Raw genomic sequence first — 17,287 nt, forward strand, 5'->3', positions numbered from 1 at the left:
GGGATCTCCCTAAAGGGGTTCAGGCGGAGGGGGGTTGGGGGTCAGGGCTGGGGGTGGCCGGTGAGGGTGAGGAAGACGTCGTCGAGGTCGGGGGTGTGGACGTTCATCTCGGCGACGTCGATGGCGTGGGTGTCGAGGGTGGCGAGGAGTTCGCGGACGGCTCGGACGCTGCCGTCGCTGGGGACCTGGAGGGTGAGGGTCTCGGGGTCGGGGATGCCGGCGGCCAGGAGGGTGCGGGCGTTGCCGAGCAGGTGCGCGTCGGTGAACTTGAGTTCGATGTGGCCGCCCGGGATGAGGCGCTTCAGTTCGTCGGCGGTGCCTTGGGCGATGAGCTTTCCGTGGTCGAGGAGCGCGATGTGGTCGGCGAGTTCGTCGGCCTCTTCGAGGTACTGGGTGGTGAGGAAGATGGTGGTGCCGCCTGTGACGAGGTCGCGGACGATCTGCCACATGCTGCGGCGGCTGCGGGGGTCGAGGCCGGTGGTGGGCTCGTCGAGGAAGATGAGGCGGGGGTCGCCGAGGAGGGTCATGGCGAGGTCGAGGCGGCGTTGCATGCCACCGGAGTAGGTGGAGGCGGGCTTGCGGGCTGCTTCGACGAGGTCGAACTGCTCCAGCAGGTCGGCGGTCTTGCGCTTTCCGTCCTTGCGGGACAGGTGGTGCAGGTCGGCCATGAGCAGGAGGTTCTCCTCGCCGGTGAGGAGTTTGTCGACGGCGGAGTACTGGCCGGTGACGCCGATGGCTCCGCGCACGTCGTCGGCCTGGCGGGCCAGGTCGAATCCGGCGACCCGCACCTGGCCGCCATCGGCCGGGATGAGGGTCGACAGGATCTGGACGGTGGTGGTCTTGCCCGCGCCGTTCGGGCCCAGCAGGGAGAAGATGGTGCCTTCGGGGACGTCGAGGTCGATGCCGTCCAGAACGGTCTTGTCGCCGTAGGACTTGCGCAGACCGGTCGCGGTGATGGCCGAGTTCGTCATGAGGGGTGCTCCGTGGGGGTCGAGGAGGGTCAGAGGCTGTAGGCGGCGATGTCGCCCTGCGAGGTGGTGGCGTGGATGTCGAGCGCGGGGGCGCCGTCGTTCTTGAGGCCGTTGCCGATCCGGCCGTAGGAGGTGCCGGCGTCCAGGGAGGCGGAGACCCCGGCGGCGGCGTGGACGGTGATGTCGCCGGACCGGGTGGTGAGGACGACCTTGCCGCTCATGGCCTCGGCGATCCGGATGTCGCCCCGCTCGGTGCTGATCTCGGCGGGGCCGGCGAGGCGGCCGATCTCGACGTCGCCGTCGGTCGCGGCGAGGCGGACGCTCGCGGCCTCGTCGACCTTGATCTGCCGGTACGCGCCTTCGAAGGCGACGTCGCCGGCCCGTCCGACGACGCGGAACTCGGCGGCCGACGCCCTGCCCTCGATCCGCGAGCCGGCGGGCAGCTGGACGGTGATCTCGACCGAGCCGGACGTACCGAGGAGCTGGTTCTTCTCGGCGGTCTCGATCCGCAGGACGCCGTCGGCGAACGCGACGCTGGTCTGCTCGGCGGCCTTCACGTCGCGGCCCTTGGCGGCGTCGGCGGGCAGGATCTCGACGACGGTGTCGGCCCGGTCGGCCGCGATGAAGCTGACGCGTCCGGCGGCGACGGCGAGGACCGCGGTGATCGGGGCGGGGGTCTGGAACTTCTGCATCGTGTGCTCCTCGGGTTTCTTCGAGCTTCTCGTTGTCGGCTACGTGTTGTTTCCGACATCGCAAAAGCTACGTTGCGTTCGCGAGTATGGCAACAGCTAAGTTGCGTATGGAACGAGTATTCGCAGGTAAATACGCGAATTTCAGTGCAATGGGCTTGCAGGCTAACGCAACACCCATCGGCGTTGCGTTGCAATGGGATGGAGGTTAACGCTCCGCCGGGCCGGGGACGCAGACTCCGCGGCGTCGGCCGGGGCAGACTGGGGGCATGTTGACGACGGTGGCGGTGGAGAACTATCGGTCGCTCAGAAGGCTCGTGCTGCCGCTGGGGCCGTTGACCTTGGTGACGGGCGGCAACGGAAGCGGGAAGTCGAGCCTGTACAAGGCGTTGCGGTTGCTGGGGGAGGCGGGGACGGGCGGCGCGGTGGGGGCGCTGGCGCGTGAGGGCGGGCTGCCTTCGGCGTTGTGGGCCGGGGAGCGGGGCGGCCGGGAGGGCTCGGTGAGCCTCAAGCTCGGCTTCGCGGGTGACGAGTGCGGTTACGCGCTCGATTTCGGGTATCCGATCGCGACGGCCGGAGCGCCGGGCGCGCCTTCGCTCTTCAACCTCGACCCGGAGATCAAGCGCGAGGTCGTCTGGCACGGGGAGCTGCTGAGGCCCGCGGCGCTGCTGTCCGACCGCGCCGGGCCCCGCGTGAAGATCCGGGGCGAGAACGGCAGGTGGGAGACCGTGCCGAAGGGGCTGCGGCCCTACGACAGCATGCTCGGCGAACTCGCCGGAAAAGCGCCCGAGCTGGTGCGGGTGCGGGAACTGCTGCGGTCGTGGCGGTTCTACGACCAGGTGCGCACCGACGCCGACGCGCCCGCCCGCGCCGCCCGCGTCGGCACCCGGACGCCCGTGCTCGCGGCCGATGGGTCGGACCTCGCCGCCGCGCTCCAGACGGTGCGGGAGACCGGCGACCACGAGGCCCTCGCCGACGCCGTGGACGCGGCCTTCCCCGGCAGCGCCGTCGAGATCGGCGTCGACGAGGACGGGCGCTTCCTCCTGCGGCTCCGCCAGCCCGGTCTGCGCCGCCCGCTGGGCGCCGCGGAACTCTCCGACGGCACCCTCCGCTACCTCCTCTGGTCGGCCGCCCTCCTCACTCCCCGCCCCCCGTCCCTCCTGGTCCTCAACGAACCCGAGTCGTCGCTGCACCCGTCCCTGCTGAAGCCCCTCGCAGCCCTCATCGCCACAGCCGCCCGCCGCACCCAGGTCCTCGTCGTCACCCACTCGGCCCCGCTCGCCAAGGCCCTCGCCGTCCGCCCTCACCGCGCCACCCTCGTCGAGCTCGTCAAGAACGACGAGGGCGCCACCGAGGTGGCGGGCCGCGAAGGCCCCCTGGACGAGCCGCCGTGGCACTGGCCCAAGCGCTGACGGATCGGCGACCCGCCGGACCAGGCATGATGGGGATCATGATGGGGCTGGGGACGGCGCGGCGGGACAGCCTGCTCGTGGCGTATCTGTTCACTGTGGTGATGGTGGCCACGACGCTGCCGACGCCGCTGTACGCGATCTATTCGGGCAGGTTGCAGCTGAATCCGCTGATGGTGACGGTGGTCTACGCCGTCTACGCGGTGGGGGTGCTGGGGACACTGCAGTTCCTCGGGCGGCTGTCCGACCATGTGGGGCGGCGGCCGGTGCTGCTGGCGGCGGTCGGGTTCTCGGCGGCGTCGGCCGTGGTGTTCGTGGCCACGAAGGGGCTGGCGGGGCTGTTCGTCGGACGGCTGGTCTCGGGGGTGTCGGCGGGGCTGGTGACGGGGGCGGCGACCGCCTACATCGCGGAGCTCGAAGCGCCGCTGAAGGAGCGGAGCAGGGCGGGCGTGATGGCGACCGTCGCGAACATGGGCGGGCTGGGGCTCGGGCCGCTGCTCGCGGGGGTGCTCGCCGACCACGCGCCGCATCCGCTGGACGTGCCGTACGTCGCGGGGGCGCTGCTGCTGCTCCCGGTGGTGCTGGTGTTCGTGTGGCGGCTGCCGGAGACGGTTTCGGTCCGGGACGGCTTCCGGGCCGGCATCGGGTTCCAGCGGATCGGCGTGCCGCCGGAGATCCGGGTGCCGTTCCTCGCCGCGGCGATCGCGGGTCTCGCGTCGTTCGCGCTGCTCGGATTCACGACGGCGCTGGCCGGCCAGGTGCTGTCGGAGGGGCTCGGGAACCGCAGCCACCAGACGGCCGGAGTGGTCGCGTTCCTGCTGTTCGCGGCGGCGGCGGCCGCGCAGGTCGCCGCAGGGCGGTTCATGCCGCGGACGGCGAGCCTGCTCGGCCTCGCGCTGATGACGGCGGGCGTCGTCGTGGTCGTCTCGGCGGTCGCCGCGGCTTCCCTGCCCGTGCTGATCGCGGGCGTGCTCGTCGGCGGCGTGGGCGTCGGCCTCGCGTTCCGCGCGGGCCTGTCGACGGTGACCGCGATCGCGCCCGAGGCCCGCCGCGGCGAGGTCATCTCGGCCTTCTTCATCGCCGCCTACGTCGGTCTGACGATCCCCGTCGTCGCCTCCGGCGTCCTGGTCACCCTGACGACCCTCCTCGACGCCGCGATCGCCCTCGCCGTCTTCATCGCCGTGCTCGCCGCCGCCTCGGCCGCCATCATCGTCCGGACGGGCCGCCCCGCCTAGGCGAGGTGCGCCCGGATCGCGCCGGAACCGTCGAGCCAGCCGTTCTTCGACGCGTGCGCGAGCATCGCCGCGAGGCCGTCGTTCCACTCGGGTGACGCGGCGAGGTCGCCGGCCAGGGCGCGCAGGGTGTCCGGGGTGACGAACGCGTGGGTGGCCTGCGCGATCCGGACGGAGAAGGCGGCGAAGTCGTCGGGTTCGTGCAGTTCCACGGCGGGCGGAACGGACGAGAGGTCCACGGTGAGGTACATGGGGGCCTTTTCGGGAGGAGGGCGGGCGTCCGGGTCCCGGACGCCCGGACCGCGGGGTCAGCCGTGGAACTTGGGCATGACGTCGGAGGCGAACAGCTCCATGGAGCGGACGACCTGCTCGTGGGGGAGGCCGCCCGGGTCGAAGACCGAGAGGTGGACGTCGGGGCGCAGGAGCTCCTCGACCTCCTGGAGGCGGTCGGCGACCTCGGCGGGGCTGCCGCAGACGGCGGGGCCGTCGATGAGGGCGGGGTAGTCGGCCTGCATCATCTTGCCGGTGAGGCTGTTGACCCACTCGACGTACTGGATGAGGTAGGGCTCCCAGTTGTCCTTGGCTGTCTGGCTCGTCTCCTCGACGTGCACGTAGGAGCAGCAGCCGACGAACGCGCGGTCGCCCCAGCCCTTCTCCTCCATGAGCCGCCGGTAGAGCGCGACGGGTTCGGCGTACTTCTGCGGGGCCATGAGGATGCTGGGCAGGAACAGCGGCATGCCCGCCTCGGCCGTCCGCTGCACGGAGCCGGGGCTGAAGCCGCTGCCGAGCCAGATGCGCGGCATGCGCGAGGGCCGCGGCTGGACGGTGACGTTCCGCAGCGGCGTGCGGAAGCGGCCCTCCCAGGTGACGGGCTGCTCGTCCGACCACAGCGCCTTGAGCAGGGCGAGCTTCTCGTCCATGTTGTCGCGGTCTTCGGCGGGGTCGTAGCCGAAGGCCCGGTAGTCCTTGGAGGAGATGCCTCGGCCGACGACCATCTCCAGGCGTCCGCCGGAGATGAGGTCGAGGGTCGCGAAGTCCTCGGCGACGCGCACCGGGTCGGCCATGGGCAGCAGGGTGACGGCGGGGGCGAGCCTGATGCGGCTGGTGCGCGAGGCGATCGCGGCGAGCACGACGCTCGGCGAGGAGACGATGTAGTCGTTGAAGTGGTGTTCCCCGACGGCGTACATGGTGAAGCCGAGTTCCTCGGCGCGCACGCCGGCCTCGACGATCGCCCGGTGCCGCGCGGCCTGCGAGACCTGCTCGCCGGTGCGCGGGTCGGGGAGGTGGTCTCCCAGGCTGAGGATGCCCAGTTCCATGTCTTTGCCCCAATCAGGGAGAGCTTGTAACATAACTGGAACTGATGTTAGTTTCAGTTTTAGGTCGGGTCAAGACAGGGAGAGAGGGGTACCGATGACGAACTCCACGGAGCTCCGCGCGGCGGCCGCCGGGCCGGGCGCCGGGATCGACGCGCGCCTGTTCCGCGATGTCATGGGCGGATTCGCGTCCGGCGTCGTGGTGGTCAGCGGCATGGTCGAGGGCGAACCCGTCGGGCTGACGTGCCAGTCGTTCACGTCCCTGTCGATCGACCCGCCGCTCATCGCGTTCTGCCCCGCCCTGTCCTCGGTGACGTGGGCGCGGATCCGTCCGTCGGGGGCGTTCTGCGTCAACGTCCTCGCCGCGGAGCAGCGCGACGTCAGCGGCCTGTTCGCGCAGCGGCGGGACGACAAGTTCGAACGGATCTCCTGGCGCGCGGGCGCGTCCGGCACGCCGCTCATCGACGGCGCCGCCGCGCACGTCGAGTGCGAGATCGCGGCGATCCACCCGGGCGGCGACCACGAGATCGTCGTCGGCCGCGTGACGGCTCTGACGGGTGACGCCGAGCGGATGCCGCTGCTCTACCACCGCGGCCGATACGGCGTCATCGCTCCGCACTTCGGGACCGCATCGGAGGGCTGAACCGGAGGGGGCCTCTGATTCGGCGGTGGCGAATCTCTTGTGGTGGACTTCACAGCGAGGTCTTGTCCTCGCCTGAAACTGAACCTAGTATCAGGAAAATCCGGAAGAGCACCCACCCCCTTCCTGGTACTGAGGAGACCCCCTTGCCCAGAAGCGTCCCCCACCCCGCCGTGGACATCGACGCGGCGGTCCGCCGCCACGCGGCCGCCCGCCCGGACGCCCCCGCGGCCGCCGGCGTCCGCACCCTGACCTGGCGGGAGCTCGACGAAGCCGCCGACAGGGCCGCCGCGCACCTCGCCGCCCAGGGCGTCGGCCCCGGCGACCGGGTGGGCTGGCTGGGCCAGAACGGCCCCGGCCACCCCGTCGTCCTGCTCGCCGCCTGGCGCCGCAGGGCCGCGCTGGTCCCGCTGAACTGGCGGCTGCCCGCCACCGGACTGCGCGACGTCGCCGCCGCGCTCGGGCTGAAGCACGTGGTCGCGGGCGGCGAGTCCGCCGCGGAGGCCGCGCAGGTCGGCGCCGCGTTCTCCGTCCTCGACCAGGCCGCCCCGTGCTGGCCGGACGTCGCCCCGATCGCCCCCCTCGAAGCGGACGGCGGCGACGAGGCGGTCATCTACTTCACGTCCGGATCGACCGGCGAGCCCAAGGGCGTCCCGCTGACCCGCGACGCGGTCGACGCGATGATGCCCTACGCCGACGTGCACAAGTTCGACGAGGAGTCCCGCGTCCTCATCGTCCCGCCGACGTTCCACGCCGCCGGCGCGTGCTGGACCCAGTACTGCCTCGGCATCGGCGCGACACTCCTGTACCCGGCTGACCCGAGCCCCGCCGGGCTCGTCCGCACCCTCGCCGAGCGCGCGGCGACCCACACGATCCTCGTGCCGACCCTGATCCGCATGATCGTCGACCAGCTCAAGGCCGAGCCCGTCCCGCTGCCCGCGCTGCGGCACATCGGCTACGGCGCCTCGCCCATCACCCCGACCCTCCTCGCCGAGGCGATGGAGACCCTCGACTCCGGCCTCTGCCAGGTCTACGGCATGACGGAGGCGGGCGGCGGCCTCTGCTTCCTCACCGAGGAGGACCACCTCCCCGGCGCCGACCCGGCCCGCCTCTCCTCGGCCGGACGGCCCGGCGCGGGCATCGACCTCGGCGTCCGCGACCTGCTGACGGGCGAGGAGGTCCCCCAGGGCACCGAGGGCGAACTGTGGTTCCGGGCTCCCTCGATGACCCTCGGCTACCTGGGCGCGGACCCGTCCCGGGGCGTCCTGGTCGACGGCTGGTTCAACAGCCGGGACATGGGATATGTCGACGAGGGCGGCTACGTCTTCGTCCGGGGCCGCTCCGACGACATGATCGTCACGGGCGGCGAGAACGTCCACCCGGGCGAGGTCGAGAACGTCATCGCCCGCGTCCCCGACGTCGCCGACGCCGCCGTCTACGGCGTCCCCGACCCGCACTGGGGGCAGAAGGTCTGCGCCGCCGTCGTCCTGCGCCCGGGCGGCACGGCGACCGCCGAGGCGATCCAGGACCACTGCCGGGCCCACCTGCCCGGCTACAAGATCCCCAAGCTCCTCCGCATCCTCCCCGACCTCCCGCGCACCGCCACCGGCAAGACCTCCCGCCCCCAGCTCGTCAAGGAGACCCTCGACGAGTCCTAGGCGGACCTGAGGAGGCCCCGCCCGTGGAGGGGCGGGGCCTCTTCGCGCGTTCTGCGGACGGGGCGGCTAGGCCTGCGGTGCGCGGTCGAAGAAGACCGTGCGATACCAGACCGTGGCGATGGCCTCGATGGCCTCTTCGTCGGTGGGGGAGGGGATGCCGGGTTCGCCGCCGCTGGCCAGCCAGGTCCAGCAGTACGAGTCGATCATTGCGGCGATCGCGGAGGCGACGAGGTCGGGGCGGGGGCCGTGGCGGTAGCCGGACTGCTCGGCGGCCCTGATGCCGGCCAGGACGGCGCGGACGCCCGCGCTGCGGACCTCGCGCCAGCGGGCGGCGAAGGACTCGTCGGTCATCGACATCTGGAACATGCCGATCATCTCGGCGAGGTACTCGCGGTAGGTGTTCCAGTAGACCCGGACCGCCGCGCGGATGCCCTCCTCCGGATCGTCGCTCTGCGCCTTCAGCGACTGGACGAGGACCTCGGTGGAGAACTGGTCGAGCAGCGCCTGGAGCAGCTCTTCCTTGTTCTCGTAGTAGTTGTAGAAGGACCCCGACGACTTCCCGGCCGCCTGCGCGATGTCGGAGATCTTGGCGTTGAAGTAGCCCTTCTCGGCGAAGACCCGGCGCGCGGCGTCGAGGAACGCAGCTTCGGTCCGCCTGCCCTTCGGGGTGGGTGGCATCGCCAAGGTCCTCCGTCTCCGTGGCGGGCGTGTCGCACCCGCGTCCAACGGGATCAGAGTTTAGGCCCGCCGCCCGGCAGGCCACACGCCCTTGACTGAAACTGAATTTAGCATCAGAATTTTTCCCGGGCCGCCCCCACGGACGGATCCGGCCCGTACCGAAGGGAAAGACGCGATGGCGATGATGAGCAGGGAGGCCTACCTGGCCTCGCTCGACGACGGCAGGCGGATCTTCGCCGAGGGCGAGGAGGTCAAGGACCTGTCCTCGCACCCCCAGTTCGTCCGAGCGATCGAGCTGGTGGCCAAGGGCTACGAGACCCACTACCGGCCCGGCGAGGACGCGGTCGGCCCCTACTTCGCCGTCCCGCGGAGCAAGGAGCAGCTCAAGGAGATCCTCGAAGAGCTCCTCGCCTGGGACATGGTCACCGTGACCACGTCCCAGGGCCTGCTCGCGCTGCTCACCGCCGCCGCCCGGATCCGTTCGGCCAGCGCCGCCTACGCCGACCGCATAGAGGCGTACTTCCAGTACTGCAAGGACAACGACCTGCGCTGCGTCCAGGCGATCACCGACGCCAAAGGCGACCGCCGCCTCTCCCCGAGCGGCCAAGACGACCCCGACGCCTACGTGCGCATCGTCGAGCGCCGCCCCGACGGCATCGTCCTGCGCGGTGCGAAGCTGCACATCTCCTCGGCGGCGGTCAGCCACGAGCTCGTGGTCATGCCGACCAAGAAGATGAAGCCGGGCGAAGAGGACTGGGCCGTCGCGTGCGCGATCCCGGTCGGGGCCCCGGGCGTCAAGATCGTGAACACCAGCTTCGCGCCGCGCGACCGCCACCAGGACTTCCCCGTCAGCTCCCGGCACAACATGCCCGAGGGCTTCGTCATCCTCGACGACGTGTTCGTGCCGAACGAGCGCGTGTTCCTCGCCGGCGAGGTCGAGCACTCCGCGACCTTCGCGCACTCCCTCGGGCTGTGGGAGCGCCTCGGCGCGACCGCCCACCTCGCCGAGTACGGCGACACCCTCGTCGGCCTCGCCCAGCTCATCGCCGAGGCCAACGGCACCGAGCGCGTCTCGCACGTCCGCGAGAAGATCGCCGAGATGGTGATCTACGCGACGCTCGTGCGCGCCGGCCTGGAGGCCGCGATCGCCAACGCCGAGGCGAGCCCCGAAGGCTGGTACTTCCCCAGCGAGCTGTTCACCAACGCGGCGAAGCACCACGGCGCCGCCGAGTTCAGCACGATGGTCCGGCACCTGCACGACATCGGCGGCGGCTCCATCGTCACCGCCCCGTCGATCTCCGACCTGGAGCACGCCGAGGTCGGGCCGTTCATCCACAAGTACATGGCCACCAAGGAGGGCATCGGCGGCGAGTACCGCACCCGCCTCTTCCACGCGATCCGCGACTTCACCGCCGACGCCTACGGCGGCTGGCAGCTCGTGACCATGCTCCAGTCCGGCGGCGGCCTGTACGCGCAGCGGCTCGTCGCGCGCAAGCACTACCCGATGGACACGGCCAAGAAGCTCGCGCTCAGGCTCGCCGGGCTCGCGGAGGCCTGAGCATGAGCGAGACCACCGACGGCCTCGAAGGGTTCCGCGCCGAGGCCGAGGCGTTCCTGCGGTCGATCGCGGGGGAGTTCGCCGGGACCGACACCGAGCGGGAGCGCCGGTCCTCCGACCGGATCGCGTCCGTCGAGGAGCTGGGCGAAGGACACGAGGCGCAGGTCGAGGTCGTTCGGCGGCTCCAGGCCCGGCTGTTCGACGCGGGGCTGGCCTGGCCGAGCGGCCCCGCCGACTGCGGCGGACGCGGCCTGCCGCGCGAAGCCGACGAGATCGTCGACGACCTGCTGGCCGAGCTGGGCTTCCCGTCCCGCGAGGTGCTGTTCGTCGGCCTGCACATCGTCGCGCCCGCCCTCGACCGGCACTCCGCCCCCGAGCTGCGGATCCCGCAGGTGCGGGCGCTGTACCGGGGCGACGCGATCGGCTGCCAGCTGTTCTCCGAGCCCGGCGCGGGCTCGGACCTCGCGGGCGCCGCCACCCGGGCCGTCCGCGACGGCGACGACTGGATCCTCACCGGCCAGAAGGTCTGGACGTCGATGGGGCACCTCGCCGACGTCGGCGAGGCCCTGGTCCGGACCGACCCGGACGCGCCCAAGCACGCGGGCATGACCATGTTCCTCGTGGACATGCGCGCCCCCGGCGTCACCGTCCGGCCGATCCGCCAGATGACGGGCGGCGCGGCGTTCAACGAGGTGTTCCTCGACGGCGTCCGGGTGCCCGACGCGCACCGGATCGGCGCGGTCGGGGAGGGCTGGAAGGTCGCGGGCACCAGTCTCGGCAGCGAGCGCAAGACCATGGTCGGCGACGACGGGCCGGTCAGCCCCTACGCGCTGGAGCGCCTCGCGACCCTGGTCGACAGGCTCGGCGCGGCCGACGACCCGGTGACTCGGCCGGAGATCGCCCGGACCGTCGCGGCGGTCGTCGCGATGAAGGCCGCGGCGGAACTGCCCGAAGGCGCGTGGGGACCGCTCGGCCCGGCGGCCGGATCGGTGCTGAAGATGCTGATGACGCGGGCCGTCGACAAGATGGCCGGGCTCGCCGGCGAGGTGCTCGGCGACCGCGCCTTCACCGACTCCGGCGAGACCGACACGCACGCGTGGGCGGAGTTCGTGCTCGGCGCGCCCGCACTGCACCTGGCGGGCGGCACCGACGAGATCCAGCTGAACATCATCGCCCAGCGCGGTCTCGGGCTGCCCCGGCCGCCCAGGCCCGCGGCGCAGCAGAGGAAGGCGTCATGAGCGAGGAACTGCTCAGCCAGGACGAGGTCAGGGCGGCCCTGCGCGGCTACCTCGCCGACACCGGCGGGCTCGACGAGGCCCGGCGGCTGCGCGACGCCCCCGTCGCCGACCCCGGCTACGACGCCGACCGCTGGAAGTCCCTCGCCGGGGACGTCGGCCTGGTGTCGATGGCGGCCCCGGAGTCCGCGGGCGGGCTCGGGCTCGGCCTCGCCCACCTGACGGCGGCGGCCGAGGAGGCCGGCGCGGTCCTGTACGCGGGGCCGCTGCGCGCCTCGGTCCTCGCGGCCTGGCTGCTCGGCCCGGCCGCCGCGGATTTCGAGGGGGTGCTGAGCGGAGCCGAGATCGTCGGGCTGCCGCAGGGGTTCGCGGCGCTGCGCCCAAGGCTCGTCCTCGAAGCGGACGGCACCCTGCGCGGCTCCGTCCCGGACGTCACCCACGGCATGACCGCCGACGTGCTGCTCGCCGTCGCCGACACCGGCCAGGGGCCGTGCGCGGTCCTGGCCCGGCTCGGCGAGGGCGCCGTGGACCGGACGCCCGCGGCGGCGACCGACCTGACGGCCCGGCCCGCCGCCCTGCGCCTGGACGGGGTCCCCGCGGTGCGGCTCACCGAGCCGGGCGACCGGGCCGCGCTCGGTCGGGCCGCCGACGCGGCGCGGCTGCTGCTGGCCGCCGAGCAGGTCGGCGGCGCCCAGGGCTGCCTGGACGGCGCCGTCGCGTACGCCGGGATCCGCACGCAGTTCGACCAGGTGATCGGCTCCTACCAGGCGATCCAGCACCGGTGCGCCGAGATCGCGATCGCGGTGTCGGCCGCGCGTGCCCTCGTCTGCACCGCGGCGGTCGCGCTCGACGCGGGCGAGGCCGAGACCGCCCACCAGCTCGTCCTGCTCGCCAAGGCCGAGGCCTCGGAGGCGTTCGAGGCGGCCGCGGCAGCCCTCATCCAGGTCAACGGAGGCATCGGGTTCACCTGGGAGCACGACGCCCACCTGTTCTTCAGGCGGGCCAAGGCGACGGCGGCCCTCGACGGCCGTCCCTCCCGCCTGCGCGACGAGGCGGTGGCGGCGGGCGCACTGGCGCTGCTCACCCGCTGACCCTCCGGCCGCTCGGCGGCGCGGACTCCGGTCCGCGCCCGCCGGGGCGCGGTTGTTGGGGATCTGGGAATCTGGGGATATATGGGGAAAAGCTGGGTTCCCCGAAGGGATTCCGCGGTCAGACCTCACCAGAAGGCCTGTCGAACACCGGAAGGCCTGTCGAATGCGGGGGGACCGGTATGCCCGAGAGCATGAAGGCGGAGTCCATGGGGCCCGTCGACGTCGCGGTGATCCTCTTCAGGGGGAGCCGGTTCAACGGGGACGTCGCGCCGTCGCTGCTGGAACTCCAGGACGCGGGGACCATCCGGATCCTCGACCTCGCGTTCGTGTCCAGAGCCGCCGACGGCTCCGTCGTCGCGACCGAGGTCGTCGACACCGAGTTCGCGGCGCGGTTCCTCGGCCTCACCAGCGAGCAGCTCGACCTGCTCAGCGAGGAGGACCTCGACAAGGTCGGCGAAGGACTCGATCCGGGCGACTCCGCGCTCGTGCTCGTCTGGGAGCACGCGTGGGCCAAGCGCATCAGCGACGCCGTACGCGCCTCGCACGGCGAGGTCAGGTCCTGGGAGCGCATTCCGCGCGACGTCGTGGCGACCGCGATGGCGGCGCTGAGCCAGAGCTAGAGGGGGCACCGCATGATCAGGGCAGGACGGCCCGGACTCCTGGGCACCATGGCGCGCACCGCGGTCATCACCGGCACGGCCACCGCGGTCTCCGGCCGCGTCCAGCGCAGGCAGGCGCGCCGAGATATGCAGGACATGCAGCAAACACAGGAGACGCCGCAGTACGCGCAGCCGATGCAGGCCCCGCAGGCCCAGCCCGCGCAGGCGGACGACCGCATCGAGCAGCTCCAGAAGCTCGCCGACCTCCAGGCGAGCGGCGTGCTCACGCCCGAGGAGTTCGCCGCGGAGAAGGCCCGCATCCTCGGGTCCTGAGACGCGTCCCCGCGCCCGGCCCGGCCCCGGACCCGCGGACGGGGACGGGGCCGGGGCCGGGCCGTGTGCCCGGGTTCAGCGCACTTCGAGGAAGGCGTCCGGGAGGCGCGGGGCGCGGGCGCGCGGCTCGGCCGCGGCGTGGCCGACGGCGACGGCGCCCATCGGGTCCCAGGAGTCCGGCAGGCCGAGGACCTCGCGGACGGTCGGGCGGCAGAACATCGTGCTGGACACCCAGCAGGACGCGAGATCCTCCGCGGTCAGGCCGACCAGGAGGTTCTGCACGGCCGCGCCGGTGGAGACCAGGAACATCTCCCGTTCGGCGGCGTTGCGGCGCGCGTCCGGGTAGAGGTGCTGGCCGGCCTCGGTGTCCAGGCAGGGGACGATCAGGTAGGGGGCGCGGCGCAGCACGTCGCCGCGCGCGAGCCGCCTGCCGATCGACTGCTCGGTGAAGCGGTCGGCCTCCAGGTCGGCGCGCCAGGCGTCGCGCATGGCGTCCAACAGCTTCACCCGGATCTCCGGGGACTCCAGCAGCACGAACCGCCACGGCGTCGTGTGGTGCGGGGCCGGCGCGGTGATCGCGGCGGCCACCGCGCGGCGCACCTTCTCGCCGTCGACCGGCGCGTCGGTGAACTCCCGGATCGTCCGGCGGGCGTACAGGAGCTCCGCGCCGCCCCAGCGGAACATGTCATCGGCTGAGCCGCGCACGATGGCGCGCGCGCCCGGCCCGTCGTCCTCGGTGACGAGATGGGCGAGGCCCCGGATCACCGCGACGGGCACGCCGTCGAGCTTGCCCTTGGCCAGTTCCGCGGCGGCGGCCAGCTCGTCGGCGATCGCGGTGACGGTCGCCTCCAGGAGGTTGCCGTGCGGGTCGGTGCGGCCGCGGAAGTCGTCGAGGGGCTCCAGGCCCGCCGCGCCGATCGCGACGTCCGTCTGCCCGGCCCGCCAGGGGCGGCCGAAGGTGTCGGAGATGAGGACCGCGACGCGCCGGGGAAGGGCCGCGCGCAGTGCGCGGGCGGAGGCGTCGGGGTCCTCGGGGAGCAGGAGCACGGTGCCGGGAGGGGTGTTGGAGGCGTCGACCCCGGCCGCGGCCATGACCAGGCCCTGCCGCGTCTCCACGATGCGGGTGCGGCCCCGGCGCGCGACGACGCGGACGGCCTCGGCGTCGATCGCGGCCTCCCTGTCGTCGGCCTTGACGATCCGGCCCTCGGCCTTGGAGACGATCTTGGACGTGACGACCAGGATGTCGCCGTCGCGCAGATCCGGCAGGGCCGCGGCGACGAGCGCGGCAAGATCGTCGCCGGGCCGCACCTCGGGGAGGCCCGCGACGCCGCTGATCTCGATGCTCATGCGCCCGCTCCGGCCAGTTCGACGGCGAGGTCCACGGCCGCGGAGGCCAGCTCCCGGGTCGCCTCCGGGTCGGACATCAGCAGCGGACGCGCGCGCACGGCGACGTCCTCAAGGCCCGGCGAGGTGAAGTGCGGGCCGTCCTCGGTGGCCACCAGCCAGCCGTTCAGCAGCGCGGGCCCGTAGAAGCCGGCGACGGCCGCGGCGGAGGTCTCCACCCCGATCGCGCTCAGGCAGGCGTCGGCCATGCCCCGCACGGGCGCGCCGCCGATGATCGGGGACACCCCGACCACGGTCTTGGCCTGCAACGCGTCCTTGATGCCGGGGATCGCGAGGATCGTCCCGATGCTCACCACGGGGTTCGACGGCGGGAGCAGCACGAAGTCGGCCTCCTCGATCGCCTTCAGGACGCCCGGGGCCGGCTTGGCCTCGTCGGCGCCGACCGGGGTGATCGCCAGGGCGGGGGAGGAGGCCCGCATCTTGACCCACCACTCCTGGAAGTGGATGGCCCGCTTGCCCCGCTCGTCCTCGATGACGACGTGGGTCTCGACCCGATCGTCGGTCATCGGGATCAGCCGCACGCCCGGCTGCCAGCGCGCGCAGAGCGCCTCGGTGACCTGCGACAGGGGGTAGCCGGCGTCCATCATCTGGGTGCGCACGATGTGCGTGGCGAAGTCGCGGTCGCCGAGGCCGAACCAGGTGGGTTCGACGCCGTACGCGGCGAGTTCCTCCTTCACCAGAAAGGCCTCGTCCGCACGGCCCCAGCCCTGCTCCTCATTGATGCCGCCGCCGAGGGTGTACATGACGGTGTCCAGATCGGGACAGACCTTGAGTCCGAACAGGTGGATATCGTCACCGGTGTTCCCGATGACCGTCACCTCGGCGTCCGGAGCCGCCGCCTTGAGTCCGCGCAGGAAGCGCGCCCCGCCTATCCCTCCGGCCAGAACCACGATTTTCACGGTTCAAGTCTTCCATCCCTGCGATACGCTACGCGCCCGGGATGAGCCGCCCAAATACCCATTTATGGAGTGATCCAGTGAACACCGAAGCGCTGCAGCGGCTGCGCGAACCGGCCGCTTACCTGCTGCTCGGAGCCGCCGCCCTGCAAGTCCTCGCAGGACTCATCTGGTTGTTCTCCGGGAGCGGATTCACCCAGAGCGCCTACGGCGAGACCTCCAGCTCAGGCAACTTCACGGGCCTGATCCTGTCGGTGCTCCTCGTCCTCGCCGTGCTGTTCGTCACGCGGCCCGCGCCGTCCGCCGCGGCCAAGAACGTGGTGACCGGCGCGCTGGCGATCGCGGGCATCGGACTTCTCCTGGGCGTCATCTCCCTGTTCTCGGGCCTCCTCGCGGAGTTCGCGACCGGCGGCGGCAAGGCCGCGGCGTTCTTCTACGGACTGAGCAAGCTCGCCATCTCCGGTGGCACCGCCTACTTCGTCTTCCTCAACTTCAAGACCTTCCAGCCGGTCCGTCCCGCTCCGGTGCCCGGCCAGGTCTACGGCCAGCAGCCCTACGCCGCCGACCCGTACGGCCAGCAGCAGTACGGCCAGCCGCAGTACGGCGTCCAGGACCCGTACGCGCAGCCCGCTCAGCCCGCGGCCCCCGGCCAGGACCCCTACACGCCGCAGCACTCGGCCCAGCCCGGCCAGGACCCCTACGCCCCGCCGCAGCCGCAGTACGGCCAGCCGGGCCAGTACGGGGCCCCGCAGGACCCCTACGGCCAGCAGCAGCCGCAGTACGGCCAGCAGCCCGCGCAGCCTCAGCCGCAGCAGCCGCAGGCCGACCCGGGCGGCTGGACCCGCCAGTTCGGCGACGACCAGCCGCAGCAGCCCCAGCAGAATGACCAGAACTGGTATCGCGGGGATCAAGGTCCGCAATAATCCCTCCCAGGAGCCCAGGGCTTCGCCCGGATAACCCATAGTTCACCCCACCTGTGGCCCCTACCGCTTGACGCACAGGGGACCACACACGTGTAATTTCACGTGTGTAGTTCTGACCGGGGGGCTCTACGGGGGCGGCTAGGAGGTGCGCGTGGGCGAGATCGTGATCCCGCTGGCGCACGGCACAGACGAAGGTGAAGAGTCGGGCTGGCAGGAGCGCGCCCTGTGCGCGCAGACCGATCCGGAAGCGTTCTTTCCGGAAAAGGGCGGCTCGACCCGCGAGGCCAAGAAGGTGTGCCGGGCTTGCGAGGTGCGTGCGGAATGTCTGGAGTACGCACTCCAGCACGACGAGCGATTCGGGATCTGGGGGGGCCTGTCGGAACGGGAGCGGCGCAAACTGAAGCGCGCCGCCGTCTAACGGACTGTGTCTATCAGCCCGATGGCCGGACGCTTGAGAACCCGGCTGCGCCGGGGCGTCCGCCCATCGGGCTGTGTCTATCGGCCCGGTGGCCGGACGCTTGAGAACCCGGCTGCGCCGGGGCGTCCGCCCATCGGGCTGTGTACATCGGCCCGGTGGCCGGGCCGTCGATCCGGCCGTGACTCGGGCGGCCTGCGACAATCCGCCCGGATCGTGTGCCGCGCCGGACGTGGATCGTCC

The 17,287-nt window shown here is 72.2% G+C and carries 18 protein-coding genes; 11 read left to right on the plus strand and 7 right to left on the minus strand.

All coding sequences use genetic code 11. From position 1 onward, the window contains the following. Positions 1-41 precede the first annotated feature (41 nt). A complete protein-coding gene (locus ACYVOM_RS27260) occupies positions 42-971 on the minus strand; it encodes an ATP-binding cassette domain-containing protein (RefSeq protein WP_460306369.1) in 930 nt (309 codons plus the stop codon). A gap of 29 nt (positions 972-1,000) precedes the next feature. Beyond that, positions 1,001-1,663: a DUF4097 family beta strand repeat-containing protein gene (locus ACYVOM_RS27265; RefSeq protein ID WP_460306370.1), complete on the minus strand. Its 663-nt coding sequence runs from the start codon at positions 1,661-1,663 to the stop codon at positions 1,001-1,003. Positions 1,664-1,929: 266 nt separating this feature from the next. On the opposite strand from ACYVOM_RS27265, the gene ACYVOM_RS27270 reads away from it, so the two are divergent. Together ACYVOM_RS27270 and ACYVOM_RS27275 are read left to right on the plus strand one after the other, a co-directional pair. Then, positions 1,930-3,072 carry an AAA family ATPase gene (locus ACYVOM_RS27270; protein ID WP_460306371.1) on the plus strand — a complete coding sequence of 381 codons (1,143 nt, stop codon included), beginning with the start codon at positions 1,930-1,932 and terminating at the stop codon, positions 3,070-3,072. 38 nt (positions 3,073-3,110) lie between these two features. Further along, positions 3,111-4,304 (plus strand): MFS transporter, encoded by a 1,194-nt coding sequence (locus ACYVOM_RS27275; protein WP_460306372.1) that lies wholly within the window; start codon positions 3,111-3,113, stop codon positions 4,302-4,304. Here the strand turns inward: ACYVOM_RS27275 and ACYVOM_RS27280 are convergent. Both ACYVOM_RS27280 and ACYVOM_RS27285 read right to left on the minus strand, forming a co-directional pair. Beyond that, a complete protein-coding gene (locus ACYVOM_RS27280; RefSeq protein ID WP_460306373.1) occupies positions 4,301-4,552 on the minus strand; it encodes a hypothetical protein in 252 nt (83 codons plus the stop codon). The two genes, ACYVOM_RS27275 and ACYVOM_RS27280, sit on opposite strands and share 4 nt — an antisense overlap. Before the next feature lie 57 nt (positions 4,553-4,609). Next, positions 4,610-5,617: an LLM class flavin-dependent oxidoreductase gene (locus tag ACYVOM_RS27285; RefSeq protein ID WP_460306374.1), complete on the minus strand. Its 1,008-nt coding sequence runs from the start codon at positions 5,615-5,617 to the stop codon at positions 4,610-4,612. A 94-nt stretch (positions 5,618-5,711) separates the two neighbouring features. On the opposite strand from ACYVOM_RS27285, the gene ACYVOM_RS27290 reads away from it, so the two are divergent. Both ACYVOM_RS27290 and ACYVOM_RS27295 read left to right on the plus strand, forming a co-directional pair. Beyond that, positions 5,712-6,257, plus strand: coding sequence for a flavin reductase family protein (locus tag ACYVOM_RS27290; RefSeq protein WP_460306375.1), 546 nt, complete (start codon positions 5,712-5,714; stop codon positions 6,255-6,257). A gap of 143 nt (positions 6,258-6,400) precedes the next feature. Further along, positions 6,401-7,912, plus strand: a complete 1,512-nt coding sequence (locus ACYVOM_RS27295; RefSeq protein ID WP_460306376.1) for a class I adenylate-forming enzyme family protein — start codon at positions 6,401-6,403, stop codon at positions 7,910-7,912. 66 nt (positions 7,913-7,978) lie between these two features. On the opposite strand, the gene ACYVOM_RS27300 is transcribed toward ACYVOM_RS27295, so the two are convergent. Continuing rightward, complete coding sequence (locus ACYVOM_RS27300) at positions 7,979-8,590, minus strand: TetR/AcrR family transcriptional regulator (RefSeq protein WP_460306377.1); 612 nt, start codon at positions 8,588-8,590, stop codon at positions 7,979-7,981. Positions 8,591-8,765: 175 nt separating this feature from the next. Here ACYVOM_RS27300 and ACYVOM_RS27305 point away from each other — a divergent pair, with 175 nt between their 5' ends. From ACYVOM_RS27305 to ACYVOM_RS27325, 5 genes are all read left to right on the plus strand, one after another. After that, the gene (locus ACYVOM_RS27305) at positions 8,766-10,148 is read left to right on the plus strand and encodes a 4-hydroxyphenylacetate 3-hydroxylase N-terminal domain-containing protein (protein WP_460306378.1); all 1,383 of its coding nucleotides are present in this window, start codon (positions 8,766-8,768) and stop codon (positions 10,146-10,148) included. A 2-nt stretch (positions 10,149-10,150) separates the two neighbouring features. Further along, positions 10,151-11,386, plus strand: coding sequence for an acyl-CoA dehydrogenase family protein (locus ACYVOM_RS27310; RefSeq protein ID WP_460306379.1), 1,236 nt, complete (start codon positions 10,151-10,153; stop codon positions 11,384-11,386). Next, on the plus strand, positions 11,383-12,474 hold the full coding sequence (locus ACYVOM_RS27315) for an acyl-CoA dehydrogenase family protein (RefSeq protein WP_460306380.1): 1,092 nt from the start codon (positions 11,383-11,385) through the stop codon (positions 12,472-12,474). Before ACYVOM_RS27310 ends, ACYVOM_RS27315 begins: the two co-directional genes overlap by 4 nt. A gap of 179 nt (positions 12,475-12,653) precedes the next feature. Further along, positions 12,654-13,094, plus strand: coding sequence for a DUF6325 family protein (locus ACYVOM_RS27320; protein WP_460306381.1), 441 nt, complete (start codon positions 12,654-12,656; stop codon positions 13,092-13,094). A gap of 12 nt (positions 13,095-13,106) precedes the next feature. After that, positions 13,107-13,406: an SHOCT domain-containing protein gene (locus ACYVOM_RS27325; RefSeq protein ID WP_460306382.1), complete on the plus strand. Its 300-nt coding sequence runs from the start codon at positions 13,107-13,109 to the stop codon at positions 13,404-13,406. Positions 13,407-13,481: 75 nt separating this feature from the next. On the opposite strand, the gene ACYVOM_RS27330 is transcribed toward ACYVOM_RS27325, so the two are convergent. Together ACYVOM_RS27330 and cofD are read right to left on the minus strand one after the other, a co-directional pair. Further along, entirely contained in the window at positions 13,482-14,753 is a 1,272-nt protein-coding gene (locus tag ACYVOM_RS27330) for a coenzyme F420-0:L-glutamate ligase (protein WP_460306383.1), read from the minus strand. After that, complete coding sequence (cofD, locus tag ACYVOM_RS27335) at positions 14,750-15,709, minus strand: 2-phospho-L-lactate transferase (protein WP_460306384.1); 960 nt, start codon at positions 15,707-15,709, stop codon at positions 14,750-14,752. The genes ACYVOM_RS27330 and cofD overlap by 4 nt, the downstream gene beginning before the upstream one ends. Before the next feature lie 77 nt (positions 15,710-15,786). On the opposite strand from cofD, the gene ACYVOM_RS27340 reads away from it, so the two are divergent. Continuing rightward, positions 15,787-16,629 (plus strand): hypothetical protein, encoded by an 843-nt coding sequence (locus tag ACYVOM_RS27340; protein ID WP_460306385.1) that lies wholly within the window; start codon positions 15,787-15,789, stop codon positions 16,627-16,629. Between the two features lie 151 nt (positions 16,630-16,780). Beyond that, entirely contained in the window at positions 16,781-17,047 is a 267-nt protein-coding gene (locus ACYVOM_RS27345) for a WhiB family transcriptional regulator (RefSeq protein ID WP_123669020.1), read from the plus strand. Positions 17,048-17,287 lie beyond the last annotated feature (240 nt).

This window comes from Actinocorallia aurea (assembly GCF_054783995.1).

Excerpts from the sequence above, each read along its gene's own strand:
- ACYVOM_RS27260 (WP_460306369.1), bottom strand. The coding sequence starts at position 971 with ATGACGAACTCGGCCATCACCGCGACCGGTCTGCGCAAGTCCTACGGC.
- ACYVOM_RS27265 (WP_460306370.1), bottom strand. The coding sequence starts at position 1,663 with ATGCAGAAGTTCCAGACCCCCGCCCCGATCACCGCGGTCCTCGCCGTC.
- ACYVOM_RS27270 (WP_460306371.1), top strand. The coding sequence starts at position 1,930 with ATGTTGACGACGGTGGCGGTGGAGAACTATCGGTCGCTCAGAAGGCTC.
- ACYVOM_RS27275 (WP_460306372.1), top strand. The coding sequence starts at position 3,111 with ATGATGGGGCTGGGGACGGCGCGGCGGGACAGCCTGCTCGTGGCGTAT.
- ACYVOM_RS27280 (WP_460306373.1), bottom strand. The coding sequence starts at position 4,552 with ATGTACCTCACCGTGGACCTCTCGTCCGTTCCGCCCGCCGTGGAACTG.
- ACYVOM_RS27285 (WP_460306374.1), bottom strand. The coding sequence starts at position 5,617 with ATGGAACTGGGCATCCTCAGCCTGGGAGACCACCTCCCCGACCCGCGC.
- ACYVOM_RS27290 (WP_460306375.1), top strand. The coding sequence starts at position 5,712 with ATGACGAACTCCACGGAGCTCCGCGCGGCGGCCGCCGGGCCGGGCGCC.
- ACYVOM_RS27300 (WP_460306377.1), bottom strand. The coding sequence starts at position 8,590 with ATGCCACCCACCCCGAAGGGCAGGCGGACCGAAGCTGCGTTCCTCGAC.
- ACYVOM_RS27305 (WP_460306378.1), top strand. The coding sequence starts at position 8,766 with ATGGCGATGATGAGCAGGGAGGCCTACCTGGCCTCGCTCGACGACGGC.
- ACYVOM_RS27310 (WP_460306379.1), top strand. The coding sequence starts at position 10,151 with ATGAGCGAGACCACCGACGGCCTCGAAGGGTTCCGCGCCGAGGCCGAG.
- ACYVOM_RS27315 (WP_460306380.1), top strand. The coding sequence starts at position 11,383 with ATGAGCGAGGAACTGCTCAGCCAGGACGAGGTCAGGGCGGCCCTGCGC.
- ACYVOM_RS27320 (WP_460306381.1), top strand. The coding sequence starts at position 12,654 with ATGCCCGAGAGCATGAAGGCGGAGTCCATGGGGCCCGTCGACGTCGCG.
- ACYVOM_RS27325 (WP_460306382.1), top strand. The coding sequence starts at position 13,107 with ATGATCAGGGCAGGACGGCCCGGACTCCTGGGCACCATGGCGCGCACC.
- ACYVOM_RS27330 (WP_460306383.1), bottom strand. The coding sequence starts at position 14,753 with ATGAGCATCGAGATCAGCGGCGTCGCGGGCCTCCCCGAGGTGCGGCCC.